Source organism: Candidatus Sulfotelmatobacter sp. (assembly GCA_035498555.1).
Classification (GTDB): Bacteria; Eisenbacteria; RBG-16-71-46; order RBG-16-71-46; family RBG-16-71-46; genus DATKAB01.
This window is the reverse complement of sequence record DATKAB010000140.1, coordinates 1-15897: the sequence shown is the minus strand read 5'-3', so window position 1 is coordinate 15897 and position 15897 is coordinate 1. Positions and strand designations below refer to the sequence as shown.

Here is a 15897-nt window from a genome sequence, read left to right as displayed (position 1 = left end):
TCTTGGAATCGGGCGCTCGGCGCGAGGGCCATCTCCGAGTCCGGCGTCCTCTGCTTAAATGACCACATTGTCGGTTTGGTCATTTATCTGGAGTGCCCGATGGCCCGCCCGCCCGACCCCGAAATGCGCCCCCGCATCCTCGATGCGGCCGACCGGCTGCTCGCGCGGCACGGCTTTCGGCGCATGACCGTCGAGGCGCTCGCCACCGAGGCGGCGATCGGGAAGGGCTCGGTCTATCTCCACTTCGACAGCAAGGAGGACGTGGCGCTGTCGTGCATCGACCGGATGGCGGCGCGCGTGGTGGAGCGACTCGAGGCGATCGCATCGGGCCGCGCCCCGGTGGTCCAGCGTCTGCGCGAGATGCTGCGCGTGCGGGTGCTCGACCGCTTCGACTACGCCCGCCGGCACGCGCCGAGCATCGACCAGAAACTGGCGGTCATGCGCCAGTCGATGCTCGAGCGTCGTGCGGTTCATTTCGCCAGAGAGGCGGCGGTGCTCGCCCGGGTGGTCGAAGCGGGACGCCGCGACGGCAGCCTCGCCGCGCGCGACCCCTCGAGCGCCGGAATGGCGCTGGTCATCGCCACCAACGCGCTGCTTCCCTACAGCCTGAGCGTTCGCGAGCTCGGACGCCGCGACGCCCTCGCCGGTCAGACCGACGCCGTCATCGACCTGTTGCTGGCCGGACTCGTGGCCCACGGCCCGGGCCCGGTCGAGTCCCGACCCAACCCCCGGAGGAATCCATGAACCTGCGCCTGGCATTTGGCGCGATCGCGGCGCTGCTGATCGCGCTCCCGGTGTCCGCCCAGATGATGGGCGGAGGCCCCGACGACCCCGATACCCCGCTCGACGCGCGCACCCGGGCCGCGGTGGTCGAATCGCTCGCCGTCGCGGTGCAGAGCCGCTACGTGTTCGCCGACAAGGGCGCGGCGCTGGCCAGGAACCTGCGGCAGCGCCTGGCCCGCCACGAATACGACCGGATCACGAGCTCGAAGGAGTTCGCGGACTCGCTCCTCGCGCACATGCAGGCGCTCACCCACGACCGGCACATGCGCGTCCACTACCGTTACCGCCCCTTCCCCGCCGACCTCCACGACGAGAAGACACCCGACGAAGCCGAGCGCCGCCACATGCTCGAATCCGAGCGACTGCTGAATTTCGGCTTCGAGCGGGTCCAGCGGCTGGCGGGCAACGTCGGATACCTCGACCTGCGCATGTTCTCGGGGATGCCCGAAGCGCAGGCCACCGCGGTCGCGGCCATGAATCTGCTCGCGAACTGTGACGCGGTGATCATCGATCTTCGCCGCAACGGCGGTGGCGATCCCGACATGCTCCAGACCCTGCTCACCTATTTCGTCGCCCCCGGCGATCGCCTGCACATCAACGATTTCTACCTCCGCGACGGCAACGTCACCGAGCAATCCTGGTCGGCGGCCCAGGTGCCGGGCCCGCGCCTCAACGGCAGGCCGCTCTACGTGCTGATCAGCAATCTCACCGGGTCGTGTGCCGAGGAATTCGCCTACGACGTGCAGACCCACAAGCTCGGCACCCTGTATGGCGCGACCAGCGCGGGCGGTGCGAATCCGGGCGGACTGTTCCGGCTCAGCGATCACTTCGCGGCGTTCATCGCGACCGGGCGGGCCATCAACCCGGTCACCAAGACCAATTGGGAGGGAGTCGGGGTCAAGCCCGACCATGACGTCGCTCCCGGCTCGGCGCTCCGCGAAGCGCACGTCGCCGCGGTCCAGCAGCTGCTCGACGCCGCCCAGGACGACGAGCGGCGCCACATTCTGCAGAGCTCGCTGGAGCGGGCGCGCACGACCCCGGTCGACGCCGACGAGGAGTTCGTGCGCGCGCCGCGGCGGCGGGTCGCGAACTAGGAGCGCGAGGGCGCCGCCAGTCGGCGCGCCGACCCGACTCAAGCCGAACGGGCGCGGCGCATGTTCCCATACCACTCGAGCGCGGCGCCCGACGGCGCTCTTCGGCGATCGGCTCCTCGCGCAGCGGCGCCGTTTCCCGTTGCAAAGCGGGCTCGCCCGGCGTGCGCTTCGCAGTCGCGGCGCGGGTGATTTGGCGCATCTCGGCCGGGACTCGGGCGGCCGCGAAGCATTTCAAGGGCTTCGAGCGCCGTCCGGGCGAGCTCTCCGTGGCACGTGGGTTGCGCTTCTCCGGGATCGGCGGGGACGCCGGGAGTCGCGTCCCACCATCCGAGCCTGCCATCTCCAGCGCGCGGCCTCTGCCCCCGCCATCCAATCACCACCACGACGCCCCGGCCCCGCAGCCGGGGCTCGGTGCTTTGCGGCACTTGGCCCTTGACTTGATTCGGTATTTTTACAATGATCGAATTATGAAATCGAGAACGACGACGCCCCGCGCCGCCCCCGTCCAGACCGCCCGCTACGCCGACATGTTCGCGGCTCTGGGGATCGAGATCCGCCTTCAAATCCTCCGATTGCTGCTTACCGCCCACCCCGAAGGCATGGTGGTCGGCGAGATCCAGTCGGAGCTGAATATCCCCGCCTCGACGCTCTCCCACCACCTCGAGAAGCTCAAGGGCGAGGGGCTGGCGAGCGTCCAACGCGAAAGCACGTTTCTGCGCTACACGGCGAACACCGCCGCGCTGCAGGAACTCCTCGGATTCCTGTTCGCGGAGTGCTGCTCGAGAAGCAAAGCGGTCAGCGCAGATGCCGTGATCCAGTTGTGTGAAATCGGGCCAAAGAGGAGAGGTTCATGAGCGAGTCGTTGAAGGAAGTCGTTCGCGAGAAGTATGGCGAAGCCGCGAAGCGCGCGGTTCGCGGCGAGAAGAGCTCGTGCTGTGGAAGCAGCGCGGGCGACTCGAGCTGCTGTGGTACCGGCGAGAGTTCCTGCGGCGACCCGATCACGTCGAATCTGTACGACGAGCTCGAAAGGGGGCTTCTGCCCGAGAACGCGGTGCGCGCATCGCTCGGCTGCGGCAATCCCGCCGCGCTCGCCGAGCTGCGTGCCGGCGAAATCGTGCTGGATCTCGGCTCCGGCGGCGGAATCGACGTGCTGCTGTCCGCCCGGCGCGTGGGTCCGACCGGCAAGGCGTACGGCCTCGACATGACCGACGAGATGCTGGCGCTCGCACGCAGGAATCAGACGGAGTCCGGCGCGACCAACGTCGAGTTCCTCAAGGGCGAGATCGAAGCCATCCCGCTCCCCGACGCGTCGGTGGACGTGATCATCTCGAATTGCGTGATCAACCTCTCGGGCGACAAGGATCGCGTGCTCGCCGAGGCCTTCCGCGTCCTGAAGCCCGGCGGGCGACTGGCGGTGTCCGACGTGGTGGTGCGCGGCGCGGTTCCGGACGTGATCCGAAAGAGCGTCGAGCTGTGGGTCGGGTGCGTGGCGGGCGCGCTCGAAGCATCGGACTACGTCGCGAAGCTCGAGCGCGCGGGATTCGTGGCCGTGAGCCTTCAGCCGACGCGGGTCTACGATCTTCACGACGCGCGAGAGCTTCTCTCCGCCCAGGGCCTGGATGCCGATGCGGTCGCGCGTCAGGTCGAGGGACAGTTCATGAGCGCGTTCGTTCGAGCGACCAGGCCGCTGCCGTCGTGAGTGGGCTCGCGGAAGGCAAGGGCGATGGAATCCGCGAGGTCGAGATGGGTCTGCCGATGGTCCTGATACTCTGCACCGGCAACTCGGCGCGCAGCCAGATGGCCGAGGGGCTGCTTCGCACCCGAGCCGGTGACCGGTTCGAGGTTGCGAGCGCGGGCACCGAACCCGCCGCGCGAGTGCATCCGATGGCGATCGAGGTCATGCGCGAGGTCGGCATCGACCTCGGCGGGGCGCAACCCAAGGACATCGCGAGATTCCTCGGCCAGGCGCCGGTCCGGCACCTGATCATCGTCTGCCATGACGCCGAAGGCCGCTGCCCGAGCGTGTGGCCGGGAGCGATCTCACGCGTTCACTGGCCGATCGAGGATCCGGCGGCCTTCCGCGGCGACCCCGATTCGACGCGCGCGAAATTCCGTGAGGTGCGCGAGGAGCTGTCTCGGCGGCTCGATCAATGGCTGGCTGAGCACTCCACGACCACCGCGGTCCGGGGCTAGAGCGGCTTCCGCACCACCGGCACCAGGACGTGCACCAGCGCCGGATCGGTGGTGCACCAGTCGGGCACCGACTCGGGCGCGAGCAGCGCGCGTACCGTGTCCCGCCGGCCGTCGATGCGCACCGTCGGCATCTCGAGGCTGTCGAGATCGGCCAGCACCTTGGCCGGACCGGTCACCAGAACCCGCGGCGGAATCAGGATCACCGTGCCGTCCCACGCGTCCCCGGACGCCGGCGCTCCGTCCACGCGCCCGGCGAGCGGCACCATCTTCTTCGCGCGATGATCGATCTGGACCTGAAGCATGCGCGGCCCGATCAGCCGCTCGACCGTGACGCCGCTGCTGTTCGAGATCGGCAGGTCGGTCTCGGCGATCGCGCGCTCGAAGCGGCCGGCGCCCACGCCCGCCAGCGACACGCGCAGTCGCGGCTCGGTGAGCCTCAGGCGGATGAGCTGCTTGCCGGTCCCGCGCAGCTCGGCCTGCACCACCGACGGCATCGGCCCCGACAGCGACAGCGTGTCGGCCAGGCCGTCGAGCTGGATCGGGAACGAAACCACCAGCGTGGCCGGCCGCTCGGTATAGGCGTTGAGATAGATCAGCACCGCGATCAGCAGCGCGATCAGCTTGAGACCGAGGTTGTCGAACAGCAGTCCGCGCAAGGTGGTCATGATTTCGAGCCTTCCGATCCGCCCGCGGCGTCGGAATCCTCTTCGCCCGCCTCTTCCGCACCGCCCTCGCCAGGCGTGCGCAGGCCGTGGTGCTCCATGCGAGAGTAAAGAGTCCGCCGCGAGATATCGAGCAGACGTGCGGCCTGGCTCTTGTTGCCGCGCGCCATCGCCAGCGCCTGGACGATGAGCTGTCGCTCGAGCTCCTCGAGCGACAGACCCTCGGGCGGGATGGTCGGCACCCAGGGCGGCGCTCCGACCGCTGCGCCGGCCCGCGCCGAGCCCAGCAGCTCGGGACGTGCGAACGAAAGGTGCTCCAGGCCGATCGGATCGGATCCGGCCAGAATCATGGCGCGCTCCAGCGTGTGCTCGACCTCGCGCACGTTGCCCGGCCACGTGTAACGCTCGAGCGCCTGCATCGCGGCTGACGTCACCTTGTCGGCCGTGGCGCCGTGACGCTCGAGGACGTACGCGACCAGGGCCGGCACGTCGCCCGGCCGCTCGCGCAGTGGCGGCAACGCGATCGGGAAGACGTTCAGGCGGAAGAACAGATCCTCGCGAAACGTCCGTGCACGCACCATCTCCTCGAGATCGCGGTTGGTGGCGGCGATGATGCGCACGTCCACCGCGACGTTCTGATTGCCGCCCACGCGCGTGAACGATTTCTCTTCGATCACCTGGAGCAGCTTGACCTGCAGCGGCAGCGGCAGCTCGCCGATTTCGTCGAGGAAGATGGTGCCCTTGCTGGCGTCCTCGAAGCGGCCGGGCTTCTGCCGCACCGCGCCGGTGAAGGCGCCGCGCTCGTGTCCGAACAGCTCGCTCTCGAGCAGGTTTTCGGGCAGCGCGCCGCAGTTCACCTTGACCCACGGTCCGCCGGCGCGGCGGCTGCTGACGTGGATGAGGCGCGCGAACAGGTCCTTGCCGGTGCCGCTCTCGCCGCGCAGCAGCACCGTCGAGTCGGTGGCCGCCACGCGTTTCGCCAGCTCGAGCGCCTGGCGGGTGCGCGGCGCGCTCCCGATCACGGTGGCCGCGCCCTGGCGCAGGCTCTCGACGGTGTCGCTCAGGGTGCGATTCTCGGTGACCAGGTTCCGCTCGCGCGCCACCCGGCGCAGGATGGTCTTGATCTCCTCGCGGAACTCGCCTTCCTTGTCGACGTAGCCGGTGGCCCCCTCGTTCTGCGCGCGCCGCGCGATCTCGCGTGTGTCATAGGCGGTCATCAGCACGACCGAGGTCTGCGGCCAGCGCTGTTTGAGCGCGGCGAGGAGCTGAAGTCCGTCGAGATCCTTCATGCGCAGATCGGTCACCACCGCGTCGAAGGGCGTGGACTCCTGCTTCTTGAGCGCATCGCGGCTGCCGCCGGTGAACTCGACGTCGTGGCCGTCGTCGCGGAGCGCGAGCGCGGTCAGCTCGGCGTTGCGGATCTCGTCGTCCACCACCAGCACTCTCACGACGGCTTCCCTCCCGTCGGCTCGGCGACGGCGCCGCTGCGCCGCGGCAACCGCACCACGCAGGTCGTGCCGCGTCCCGCCGTGCTCTCGAGCTGCAGCGAGCCGCCGGCCGATTCCACCAGCCGGCGCGTCAGGAACAGGCCGAGCCCGGTGCCCTGAGCGCGCGTCGTGACAAACGGATTGCCGAGCCGGGCGAGCACCTCGGCGGGAATCCCCGGGCCGGTGTCGGCGATGCGCACCTCGATCTTCCCTCCACGCTCGGCGGCGCCGACGGTGAGTGCGCCGCCTTCGTTCATGGCTTCGATCGCGTTCAGGATCAGGTTCAAATAGACCTGTTTCAGGGACTCGTTGTCGAGGCGCACCGGAGCCGCGGCGGGAGCGGCCTCGCGGCGGAGCGTCACGTTGCGCGCCGCGAACTCGCCCTCGAGCAGCGCCAGGGTCGCGTTGAGCGCGGTGATGGCGTCGCCCTCTCCCTCGAGCGAGTCCTCGGCGCGCGCGAATTGCAGGTAGCGGCCCACCGTGCGCGACAGGCGATCGCTCTCCTCCACCACGAAGCCCGCCATGCGCTGGGCGTCGGGGGCCAGCTTCGAGAGGCGCTCCGCCGAGCCGCGAATGATCGCGAGCGGATTCTTGATCTCGTGCGCGAGCGTCGCGGTGAGCCGGCCCATGGCGGCGAGGTTCTCGGCGCGAGAGAGCCGCCGTTCGAGCCGCTGCGACGACCAGGCGAGCCGCAGGAACAGCGCGGCCAGCACGCTCAGCGCCAGCACCACGATCGTGGTGCGAAGCTGGAAGTCGCGCTCGAGGCCCGCCAGCACCGGCCCGTAGTCGGGCTCGGCCTCGACCGCGACCACGCCCACCGGCGCACCCCCGGCGCCGAAGATCGGCGCGAACCCGGCGCGGAGCGTAAGCCCATTCGCCACGTAGGGACGCGACACCGCCGCCTTCCCCGCCAGCGCGCTCCCGATTTCGTTGAAGGCGAGCGTGTCGAGCGGGGTGCGCGCGCCCTGCAACTCGTCGCTGCGGCAGTCGAAGATCACCACCCGATCGCTGCCGATCACGCTGGCATTGGCGAGCCCGGAGGTCTGCTGGATGCCGAACACCACGAACTGCAACTCGGCGAAGCCGCGGGCCTCCTCGCCGTAGGTGCGCACGTCCTTGAGGTCGTCGGATTTGATTTGCGAGGCGATGGTGTTGGCGACGTTCTCGAGCCGGTGCTCGTATTCGGTCTCGAGGGCGTGGCGAACGCGCTGGTAGGACACCCACGACTGCGCGGCCATGGCCAGCACGCCGGCCACCACGAACAACAGGGTGCCGATGAAGGTGCGCTGCAGTGCTCCTCCGCTGCGGATGGGCCCGGCGGGTACTCGGCGCCGACAGGCGCCGCGCGAATCTAGGAAGCGATCCATGCAGTGTCAACGCGGGCTCCGCGGGATTGCCCCACCCGCCCGCGCCGACTAGTCTCGGTGGCGACTCTGCCCAGCTCTCGAACCCGTGAAGGGCGCGCCCCGGCGCGCCACCAGGAGCCGCCGATGGGGATCGAACCACGCCAGGATCTGCCGCTCGATCTCGTCGTGATCGCCGATCTCGGCTCGGACGGACAGAGCGAGCTGTGGGGCCGGGTCCGGCGGCTCGAGAACGACGGTCTGCCCGCGCTGATGCTCGAGGCGCGGCCGGGCGTGACGCTGGAATCCTCCGGCGCGCCATTGCGGCTGGAGTTCGGCGACCTGCGCGCGTTCCGGCCCGAGGCGGTCGCCCCGCAGCTCCCCGAAGCGCGCGCCCTGCTCGAGCTGCGCCGAAGACTCACTCAACGCGGAGTCTCGAGCGACGACCTCGGCCAGATCGTGCGCGAGCTGCCGGACGGATCGCCGCTCCGGCAGGCGCTGTCGAGCGCGCTCGCGGAACGCCCGGCCGACGCTCCGAAGGCGCATGCGCCGCCCGCGCCCGCTGCTCCTCCCCCGGCGGCGCCCGCCACGAGCGGCGATCTCGAGGCGCTGTTCCGGATGGTGGAGGTTGGCGACGGCGCCGAGCAGACAAGCGCCGCGCCCGAGGCCGCCTCGAGCGGGCGCGCGCTCGACCGCCTGGTGCGCCTGCTCGGGATCGGCGGTGCGGGTGCGCGGGTCGCCACCGCGACGCAGCAGGGGCTCGCCGGCGCCGTGGACGAAGCGCTGGCCGAAACACTGCGTCCCGCGCTCCATGATCCACGGTTCCAGGCGCTCGAACAGACCTGGATGGGGCTCCGCTTCCTGATGCGTCGGATCGATCACCGCTCGGGGATCCGGGTGTTCGTTCTGCCGGCGCGACGGGAATCGTCGGGCAGGCTCGCGCGTGAGGCCCTCGTGCCGTTCGCCGAAGAGCAACGGCGCGATGCGCGCGTGGTGCTCGCGATCGCCGACTTCGATTTCGGCGCCGAATCCGACCTCTCGCTGGCCGCCGATCTCGCCGCCGCGGGCGCATCGGCCCGCACGCCGGTCGTGGCCGGGGTCGATCCCGCGCTGCTCGGCCTCACCTCGCTTGCCGAGCTCTCGCGGATCGAAGATCTCGCAACGCTCCTCGGCGACTCATCGCACTCGGCCTGGAACGCCCTGCGCGATCGCGACGCCTCGCGCTGGCTGGCGCTCGCCGCCAATCGCTTCCTGCTGCGGCAACCGTACGGGAGGGAGCACGACGCGGTGAAGGGGTTCGCCTTCGAGGAGAACCCCTCACCGGCGGTAGCCCGATATCTGTGGGGCCGCGCGTCGTGGCTGCTGGCCGAACGCGTGGCGGCGAGCTTCGCTCGCTGCGGCTGGGGCGTACGCCTCTCGGGGCAGAACGAAGAATCGCGCGTCGCCGATCTGCACGTGTGGATGGCGCCGGCGCGCGGGGGTGAGACCGCGCCCGCGCCGCTCGAGGCGTTGCTCGCCGAGGCTCGCGTGGACGAACTCGTCGAGTGTGGCATCCTCCCCGCGGTCTGCCGTCGCGACGATGATTTCGCCTTCTTCGCGGCGACGCCGATGGTTCACCGCCGCGCGAAAGCGGCGCCTCACGAATCGCGCCGCGATTCGCTCGCGTTCGCGATGTTCGAGGCGCAGATCTCGGCCTGGGTCGAGCACCTCGACGCCTTCGGCCACTTCGCCTCGGACACCGAGCGCGCGGCGGCGATCGCCAGGGGGCTCGAGGTCCTGTCGGCGACGGGCGAGGGCCCCTCGATCGAGACTCGCTTCGAAGACGGCGCCCTGCACATCGCGCCCTGGCGCGACCCGCTTCGCGGCCTCCCCGAGCTGACACTCCCGTTGTCATCCCAACGCTGAGAAAGGACCCAATCGATGAAACCGCTGGGCTGGAAGATCGTGGTGGTGACGGACGTGGGCGTGGACCCGGGCGAGCGTCGGCGCGTGACGCCCGCCGAAGCCGACACCTGGCTCGCGTCGCTGAACGCCGGTGCCGACGTGCCGGCCAAGGCGGGTGGAGCCTCGGTGCGCATGCCGCTCACGAGTCCCACGGCGTTCGAGCCGCCGGCAGTGGCGGCCTGGCTGGCGGCGCAGGGCGCCCCGAATGGCGCGGACGCGGTGGACGCCGTGCTGCATCACCCGTCGTTCCAGCGCGTGGAAGCCGCCTGGCGCGGGATGAAGCTCCTGCTCGCGCAGGCCGGCGACAGGGTCGAAATCCGGCTCGCCTCGATGCCGCGCAAGAATCTCGCGGCGCGCTTCAAGGAAGTCGTGTTCCTTCCCGAGTACCACGAGGCCGAACCACCGTCGCTGATCGCGCTCGACTTCGAGTTCGGGTACAAGGGCGACGATCTCGCCACGCTCAACGAGCTGGGCTCGATGGCCAAGGTGCTGCAGGCCCCGGTGGTGGCGCAGGCTTCGGCCGGTTTCTTCGACTTCCGCTACCTGGTCCAGATCGCCACGCTCGGAGAGTTGCTGCCGCGGTTGATGGACTCGAACCATTCGGGCTGGAAGACCTTTCAAACCACCGATCCGGCGCGCTGGATCACGCTCACCATCAATCGCTGGCTGGCGCGCGCGCCCTACACCGCCGAGGCGGGCGGACACGCCGAGAAGTGCGCGGAGTCGAATCCCGACTCCTACCTGTGGGCGCGCGGCGTCTGGTTCGCGGCCGCGGCGGTGGCGCGCAGCGTCAATACCTACGGTCACGCTCTGGCGATCGCCGGCGCGCAGGGCGGCCGGTTCGACAACCTTCCGACGCGGCTCTACCCCGGCACCAAGAGCCAGCCGGCGCCGCTCGCCGCCGAGGCGCCGTTCGCCGAGATGCAGGTGATGGAGCTGATGCGGGCGGGTTTCGCGCCGATCGTGGCGCCGATGAGCCAGAATCTCGCCATGCTGGCTTCGGCGATGAGCATCTTCCGCCTCAGGCCGGCCACGCCCACCATCGAAGGGACGCTCGCCTACCAGCTGCTGGCCGGTCGCCTCGCGCAGACCTGCGCGCGCATCCTCGACTCGCTGCCGGGCGGCGACGCCAACGCCACCGCGGCATTCGTTCGCGAGCAGCTGCTCGCGTTCCTCGGGCCGCTGGCCGGCGACGCGCCGGATCAGGCGGTGCAGGTGGCGGTGCGCGAGGAAGAGATGGACGGAAAGCGCGTCCGGTTCGCCGACGTGAAGGTCGCGCCGCGGGTCATGCTCGAGGGCAAGCCCGCCGACTTCTCGTTCCTGCTGCCGCTCGGAAACTGACAGCGGGATTCACGCTCACGCGGCCCCGCCCCGGAGACCGGCTAGGACGGATCCGGCTGCTTCGAGACGTTCAGCTCCACACGGAGCTCGAACACGCTCGTGCCGGCTCGGCTGTCGTGGAACGCCAGCTTGTCGGCATCACCAATCGCCTCGAGTTTGGGGACGGAGTCGAACTTGAAGCCGAATTTCTGTGGACTGGACGCCTCCACCTTCTTGACGAGGTCCCGCATCAAGACCGGGTTCTCTCCGGGCGAGTTGTCGCCAATCGGCCCGCGGACGCTGAGCGGGTTCGGACTCGGCTCGACCATTCCGAGAGGCTCGTTCTGGTCGTTGAACAACGGGGGAAGCTTGGCGAACATCTCCCGGGCCACCGCCGACGCGATGTCGGAATCGGGCTGGTCGACATGTTTCTTCCAGTCCACGACCTCGCGTTTTCCGGCGAGCAGGTCGATGGCCTGCTGGGAAAGGTTTCCCAGGAAGTCGGTGCTGATCTTCCCGAGCCCATCGGTGATGATCTTGTCGACCCCCTGCTTCTTGGCATTCTCGAGAAGCTTTCGGAGTTCTTCTGGAGTGCGGAAGATGCCGCCGACGTGGAGGGTCCGATCCGCGTCGTTGTCTTCCTCTTCGAAGCGGCCGAAGCCATTGAAGCGGGTGGAGTGACACTCCATCTGCACGATGCCATCGTCCGGGACGAACAGCAGGAAGCCGGGCGTGCTGATGTCGATCGCGGTGCCACCCGGAACCTTCCCGAGCCCCTTGTGCACCCAGCGCCCGTTGGCGGCGAAGTTGAGCCGGACGTCGCTGTGGCCGTCGAAGTACTTGATGTCGTCGAATCTCATTTCGATCCGCTTCACCTGGTCGGCCAGCTCGCCGCTGGGATCGGCCCAGCCAAGGGAGATGCAGACTCCGTACGCGTCCTTGCCGGCATCGAACTTGGTGAGCGGGATCGTGACCTTCACCTGTTGCTGCGTCGGCTTCTTGGGATCGGGGGGTTTCAGCAGCCGCACCGAAGGGATGACCGCCTGGTCGAACTGCAGGTTGTCCGCGAACGTGCCGGCGTCCACGTCGAACGGGGCGAACTTGACGTCGATCAGCAGCGACGGCCGCAACACCAGCGTGTTCGCGTCGGTGACCGGTGAATGCCCGATCGGCCATCGGATGTCCTCGATGGGGGGCGATTCCGGCAGATCGAGGATGAACTCGTAGTCCCTGGAATTGATCTTCACCCCGCACTCGTCGTCCGCAACGTCCTGACCCTGGGCGCCGAGATTCAGGTAGCCACCCCGTTTGGTCGCGAAGAACAGGAACCGGACCGCCGCCACCGGCCGCTGGTTCTCGTCGAATTTGAAGCCCTCGTATCGGGCGGAGGCGAACGCCTTGAGCGGATGGAGCTGGGTGGGCATCAGCTCCTTGTCCTTGTCCCGGTCGTCGGGCTTCTGGTGGGTGCCGTCGTAGACCCAACGGCCGGTGGCCCAGAAGGTATCGCCGCAGCTGGGCCAGAAGGGCCAGCCGCTCTGGAACATCGGCCCTGACGCGAACAGCTTGTCGCCGATCTCGCCCGGCGTCTTGGAGAACGCGCCGAAGTCCATCAGGCACTGCATGGCCTGGTCGGGGCCCTCGTTCACATCCGTGGCGGGCGACAGCGTGTCATCGCCGGTCGGAGGATTGAGGGCATCGTCCTCCGGCTCGTCGCGCACGTTGCCCTTGCCGACCATGAAGCGGTAGCCATCGATCGGCTTGACGTCGAACGCCCAGTTGAACCAGCGGTTCCATTGCAGGAAGGGAATGCCGCGCGGGAGCTGATAGCTGCCGGTCAGCCGTCCTTCGACTTCGTTCTCCTTCGCCGTCTTCTCGAAGTCCACACGCTCCTTGGCGTTCTTGTCGACGGCGGCCTTGAGCTTCTTATCGTCCTTTTCGTCCTCGGGAACGGGCGTGAGCTGACGTTCGACAGGAACCCAGGCCGGGATGGACCGGATGAATTTCCCGAAGACCAGGCCCTCGAGCGACGAGGCGATCAGCTTGGCGATCGCGTCGTTGATCTCGTCGATCTTCTTCTGCAACGCGTCGCCCGCGGCGTTCGAGAACTGCTTGAGCAGGTTGGTGACCAGTGCCGGCAGAAAGCCCGTGAGCGCGTTCTCGACGGCCACCAGGACGCCGTTGGCCAGCAGATCCGTCAGCCCGTCCTCCTTGAAGTCCTTGAGCGACCGGGCGCCGGCCTTGCGACCGTCACCCGAGGCTGGGGCGCGATCCTTGTCGAAGTCGTCGCTGTTGATCCGGTGGAAGAGCTGGCGGTGCACCGCATCCCACGGCTTGGAGTCGTTGTCCAGGTCCTGGAGCATTCAGCGGCACCCAGCGTGGAACATGGTCCGCTCCACTAGCGCCCGGCAGGCGAGGCCGGAGTGGTGGAGCCGCTCGTGGAATTGCCCGCGGGCGGTGAGGCCGAAGCGTTCGGTGATCCCGACCCTCCCGACGAAGACGCCGAATCCTCCGATGGCACGAACTGATACACCTCCGCCAGCTTCTGGCGCGTCGGGCCATCCGCCACCCCGGTCTTGTCCAGCTTCTCATTGCGCTGAAAAGCGCTGACCGCGACCCGGGTGACGTCGTCGTCGAACTCCTCGGGCTCTCCTTTTCCGTATCCCAGGTTGAAGAGGCGTTGTTTCACCTCGAGGTCGCCGGGATCGGCGTCGCTCTTCTTCTCGACATCGATCGGCAACAGAGCGCCCGCCAGGAGCGTGAAGGAGGTGAAGTCCTTGGTGTCGCCCTGGTCGGCGGGCGGATCGACCCCCGGCGGCAGCAGAGCATCCCCGACGTCCAGTTTCAGTTCCATCGTGGTCTCTTCGTCCAGCACCGGAAGGCGAATGACGCCCTCGTCGTCGGTGCGACCGTGGACCTCCGGCGCGTCGGCGGCGTCGCCCATCGTGACGGAGAAGCGCTGGTTGCTGAACGGCCGGTCCGCCTTCCCCGAGATCGGTGGCCCGCGCAGAATGCGCAAGACCCACTGCTTGCTGATGCCTTCGCACGGGGAGTTCTGAGCGATGCCGTGGTAGAAGCGGCAGGCAAAGGTCGGCGTGCGCTGCACGGGCGGATCATCGGGGCCTTTCCCCGGCACCAGCCGAACCTGGGTGTCGAACACCTTGTCGAAGCTCAAATCGGCCTTGCGGCGCTGGTCCCCGTCGGACCAGAAGCGCCCCCTGCAGGTCGTGCCCGGATTGGGATCACGCATCGTGGGGCAGGGCCACTTCGCGGGCTTGATCTGGCTGCCCGGCTTGAAGAGGAATGCGACCACGCGGCGGTCCACCTCATTGGCGTCGTCGCGGCCCTCATTGTCCTTGGCCGCGTCGAACGCGTCCGAGCGCTTCTTCGACATCACGAAGGTGGGATTGAATTCGCCGCACCCCTGCACGTCGCCCTTGCGATTCCGATCGGCCCCGCGCGCCAGGAAATCCTCGGTCGGGCTCAACTGGAACGGCTCCTCGCCGTTCGCGCCGTCGCGCACGCACACGGTGTCCATGTACTTGGCGATGAGCGCCTTGCGTTCCGGCCGGGAGAACTTCTTGTCGGGGTCCTCGCCGGTAGCCACCGCCATTTGCGCGGTCTCGTCGCTACCCCATTGGTCTCCGCCCTTCGAGTGCGGATGGTCGAAGAGTTTCTCCCACTCGGAGACGTCGCGGATCAGCATCCCGTAGATCGCGCGGGCGCGCCGCTGGCTCAACTCGCTGTTGTACTCATCGTTTCCGACTGGATCGGCGTGGCCGAACAGGGAGAGCGGCGGCTTGGCCCCCGGCGTCGGCTTGGAGTTGCCATCGTTGGGATCGGCTGGCTTGTCCGGATCCGCCAGGGCGTCCCGCATCTTGGCAAGACGCTTCATCGACACCTTTGCTTCGGGAACGACGAACGAGTGATCGAACTTGAAGTGGGCGTCCGGCACCGTCACGCACCCGACCACGATCAAGAAATCCTTGATCGTATTGTGAGTCTTGTCCGATTCGAGCGACGGCGCCACGAAGTGAGGAAAGTCGATCTCCACGGGATGAGTGGCGGCAACGCCGTCCTGCCCGAGATCCAGCGAGATCACCTGCTTCACATTATCGTCGCCGCGATCGGCCGTCATACCCCGTGGTCCTTCTCCAGGGCCTGTTGGGTCTTCTTGCCGTTCGGGGTGGATTCGTCGATCTTCCCGTCCACCTTCAGCCCCTGTTTCTTCCGGTCGCACTGAAACTCTTCCACCGCAAATTGAAACTGCTGCGGATCGATCTTCTTGCTGAAGCCGGCAAAGTAGCCGAGGTTATTCAATCGCTCCTGCTGCCCGGATTGCTCCTTGACCGGATCGAGCGATCCGACGGCCAGTTTCACTTCGAAGGCCGGGTCGGGATCGAATTTCAGGGACACGTTCTTGTCCGTGGCCTGGATATCCATCTCGTAGATGTGATCCTGCGGCGAGACATCCACGGTCCCGGCGCTGGTCGTCGCATGCCCCGAACGGTCGATCGGGTCCTCGGACAAGTCCAGGAGCTTCACCCGCAGCTTCAGGGCCTGGCTCGTCGCCGTGAACTTCGTGCGCTGTTCGGTGGAAGCCGATTCCGTGCGGGTCTCGCGCTCCGGAATGAACACCTGGTCTCCCGGCAGGAGCACCAGGGGATTCCCGCGGAGCTTCTTCAGCTCCGAGTTATTCGGATCATCCCAGAGCGTCTTGTGGTCAGAGAATCCGAACTGGGCCGCGATGCCCGGGAGATGTTCCCCCTGCTGCACGATGTGCGTGGCCATTCCGGTCTCTCCGTCCCGTACGCCGCGTCAGCCGCGTACTCTCAGCGCGTGCTTGGGGTTCCGACGTCTCATGGAATCGGGAAATGCGAGGCTACCGGCCGCTGACTTTGGCCGTCAAGCCTGACGCTCGGAGCGCGCGTGGTGGTGGGCTGCATGGACGGCGAGACTTCCTCCCCTCAGAGATTTCTCATCTCGAAATCGACCTCGCGGACATCGTGGTCGGTCAAAGTCGCGATCGGAACCGTGCCGCGCCAGGTGAGCAGGATCTTCATGCGCTCCGGGA

At 68.1% G+C, this 15897-nt stretch carries 13 protein-coding genes; 7 read left to right on the top strand and 6 right to left on the bottom strand.

Annotated elements, in window-relative coordinates:
- The first annotated feature begins 99 nt into the window (after positions 1 to 99).
- From VMJ70_11910 to VMJ70_11890, 5 genes are all read left to right on the top strand, one after another.
- Positions 100 to 744, top strand: coding sequence for a helix-turn-helix domain-containing protein (locus VMJ70_11910; GenBank protein ID HTO91827.1), 645 nt, complete (start codon positions 100 to 102; stop codon positions 742 to 744).
- Entirely contained in the window at positions 741 to 1877 is a 1137-nt protein-coding gene (locus VMJ70_11905; GenBank protein HTO91826.1) for a S41 family peptidase, read from the top strand. The genes VMJ70_11910 and VMJ70_11905 overlap by 4 nt, the downstream gene beginning before the upstream one ends.
- Positions 1878 to 2038: 161 nt before the next feature.
- Entirely contained in the window at positions 2039 to 2731 is a 693-nt protein-coding gene (locus VMJ70_11900; protein ID HTO91825.1) for a helix-turn-helix domain-containing protein, read from the top strand.
- Positions 2728 to 3576, top strand: a complete 849-nt coding sequence (locus tag VMJ70_11895) for an arsenite methyltransferase (protein HTO91824.1) — start codon at positions 2728 to 2730, stop codon at positions 3574 to 3576. Before VMJ70_11900 ends, VMJ70_11895 begins: the two co-directional genes overlap by 4 nt.
- Positions 3573 to 4070 (top strand): arsenate reductase ArsC, encoded by a 498-nt coding sequence (locus tag VMJ70_11890; GenBank protein ID HTO91823.1) that lies wholly within the window; start codon positions 3573 to 3575, stop codon positions 4068 to 4070. The genes VMJ70_11895 and VMJ70_11890 overlap by 4 nt, the downstream gene beginning before the upstream one ends.
- Here VMJ70_11890 and VMJ70_11885 read toward each other — a convergent pair.
- Genes VMJ70_11885 through VMJ70_11875 form a run of 3 tightly spaced genes read right to left on the bottom strand, consistent with a single transcriptional unit; the run spans position 4067 to position 7586 of the window.
- Positions 4067 to 4735 carry a hypothetical protein gene (locus VMJ70_11885; protein ID HTO91822.1) on the bottom strand — a complete coding sequence of 223 codons (669 nt, stop codon included), beginning with the start codon at positions 4733 to 4735 and terminating at the stop codon, positions 4067 to 4069. The two genes, VMJ70_11890 and VMJ70_11885, sit on opposite strands and share 4 nt — an antisense overlap.
- Positions 4732 to 6180 (bottom strand): sigma-54 dependent transcriptional regulator, encoded by a 1449-nt coding sequence (locus tag VMJ70_11880; protein ID HTO91821.1) that lies wholly within the window; start codon positions 6178 to 6180, stop codon positions 4732 to 4734. Before VMJ70_11880 ends, VMJ70_11885 begins: the two co-directional genes overlap by 4 nt.
- The gene (locus VMJ70_11875; protein HTO91820.1) at positions 6177 to 7586 is read right to left on the bottom strand and encodes an ATP-binding protein; all 1410 of its coding nucleotides are present in this window, start codon (positions 7584 to 7586) and stop codon (positions 6177 to 6179) included. Before VMJ70_11875 ends, VMJ70_11880 begins: the two co-directional genes overlap by 4 nt.
- Before the next feature lie 123 nt (positions 7587 to 7709).
- Between VMJ70_11875 and VMJ70_11870 the strand changes: the two genes are divergently transcribed.
- Together VMJ70_11870 and VMJ70_11865 are read left to right on the top strand one after the other, a co-directional pair.
- Positions 7710 to 9467, top strand: a complete 1758-nt coding sequence (locus VMJ70_11870) for a type VI secretion system contractile sheath large subunit (GenBank protein HTO91819.1) — start codon at positions 7710 to 7712, stop codon at positions 9465 to 9467.
- Positions 9468 to 9482: 15 nt separating this feature from the next.
- Positions 9483 to 10847, top strand: coding sequence for a type VI secretion system contractile sheath large subunit (locus VMJ70_11865; protein HTO91818.1), 1365 nt, complete (start codon positions 9483 to 9485; stop codon positions 10845 to 10847).
- Between the two features lie 41 nt (positions 10848 to 10888).
- Here VMJ70_11865 and VMJ70_11860 read toward each other — a convergent pair whose 3' ends face one another.
- From VMJ70_11860 to VMJ70_11850, 3 genes are read right to left on the bottom strand one after another with little or no spacing between them, the layout of a single operon-like run.
- Positions 10889 to 13186, bottom strand: coding sequence for a hypothetical protein (locus VMJ70_11860; GenBank protein HTO91817.1), 2298 nt, complete (start codon positions 13184 to 13186; stop codon positions 10889 to 10891).
- Between the two features lie 35 nt (positions 13187 to 13221).
- Positions 13222 to 14961, bottom strand: a complete 1740-nt coding sequence (locus VMJ70_11855; GenBank protein ID HTO91816.1) for a peptidoglycan-binding protein — start codon at positions 14959 to 14961, stop codon at positions 13222 to 13224.
- Positions 14958 to 15614: a peptidoglycan-binding domain-containing protein gene (locus VMJ70_11850; GenBank protein HTO91815.1), complete on the bottom strand. Its 657-nt coding sequence runs from the start codon at positions 15612 to 15614 to the stop codon at positions 14958 to 14960. Before VMJ70_11850 ends, VMJ70_11855 begins: the two co-directional genes overlap by 4 nt.
- Between the last annotated feature and the right edge of the window lie 283 nt (positions 15615 to 15897).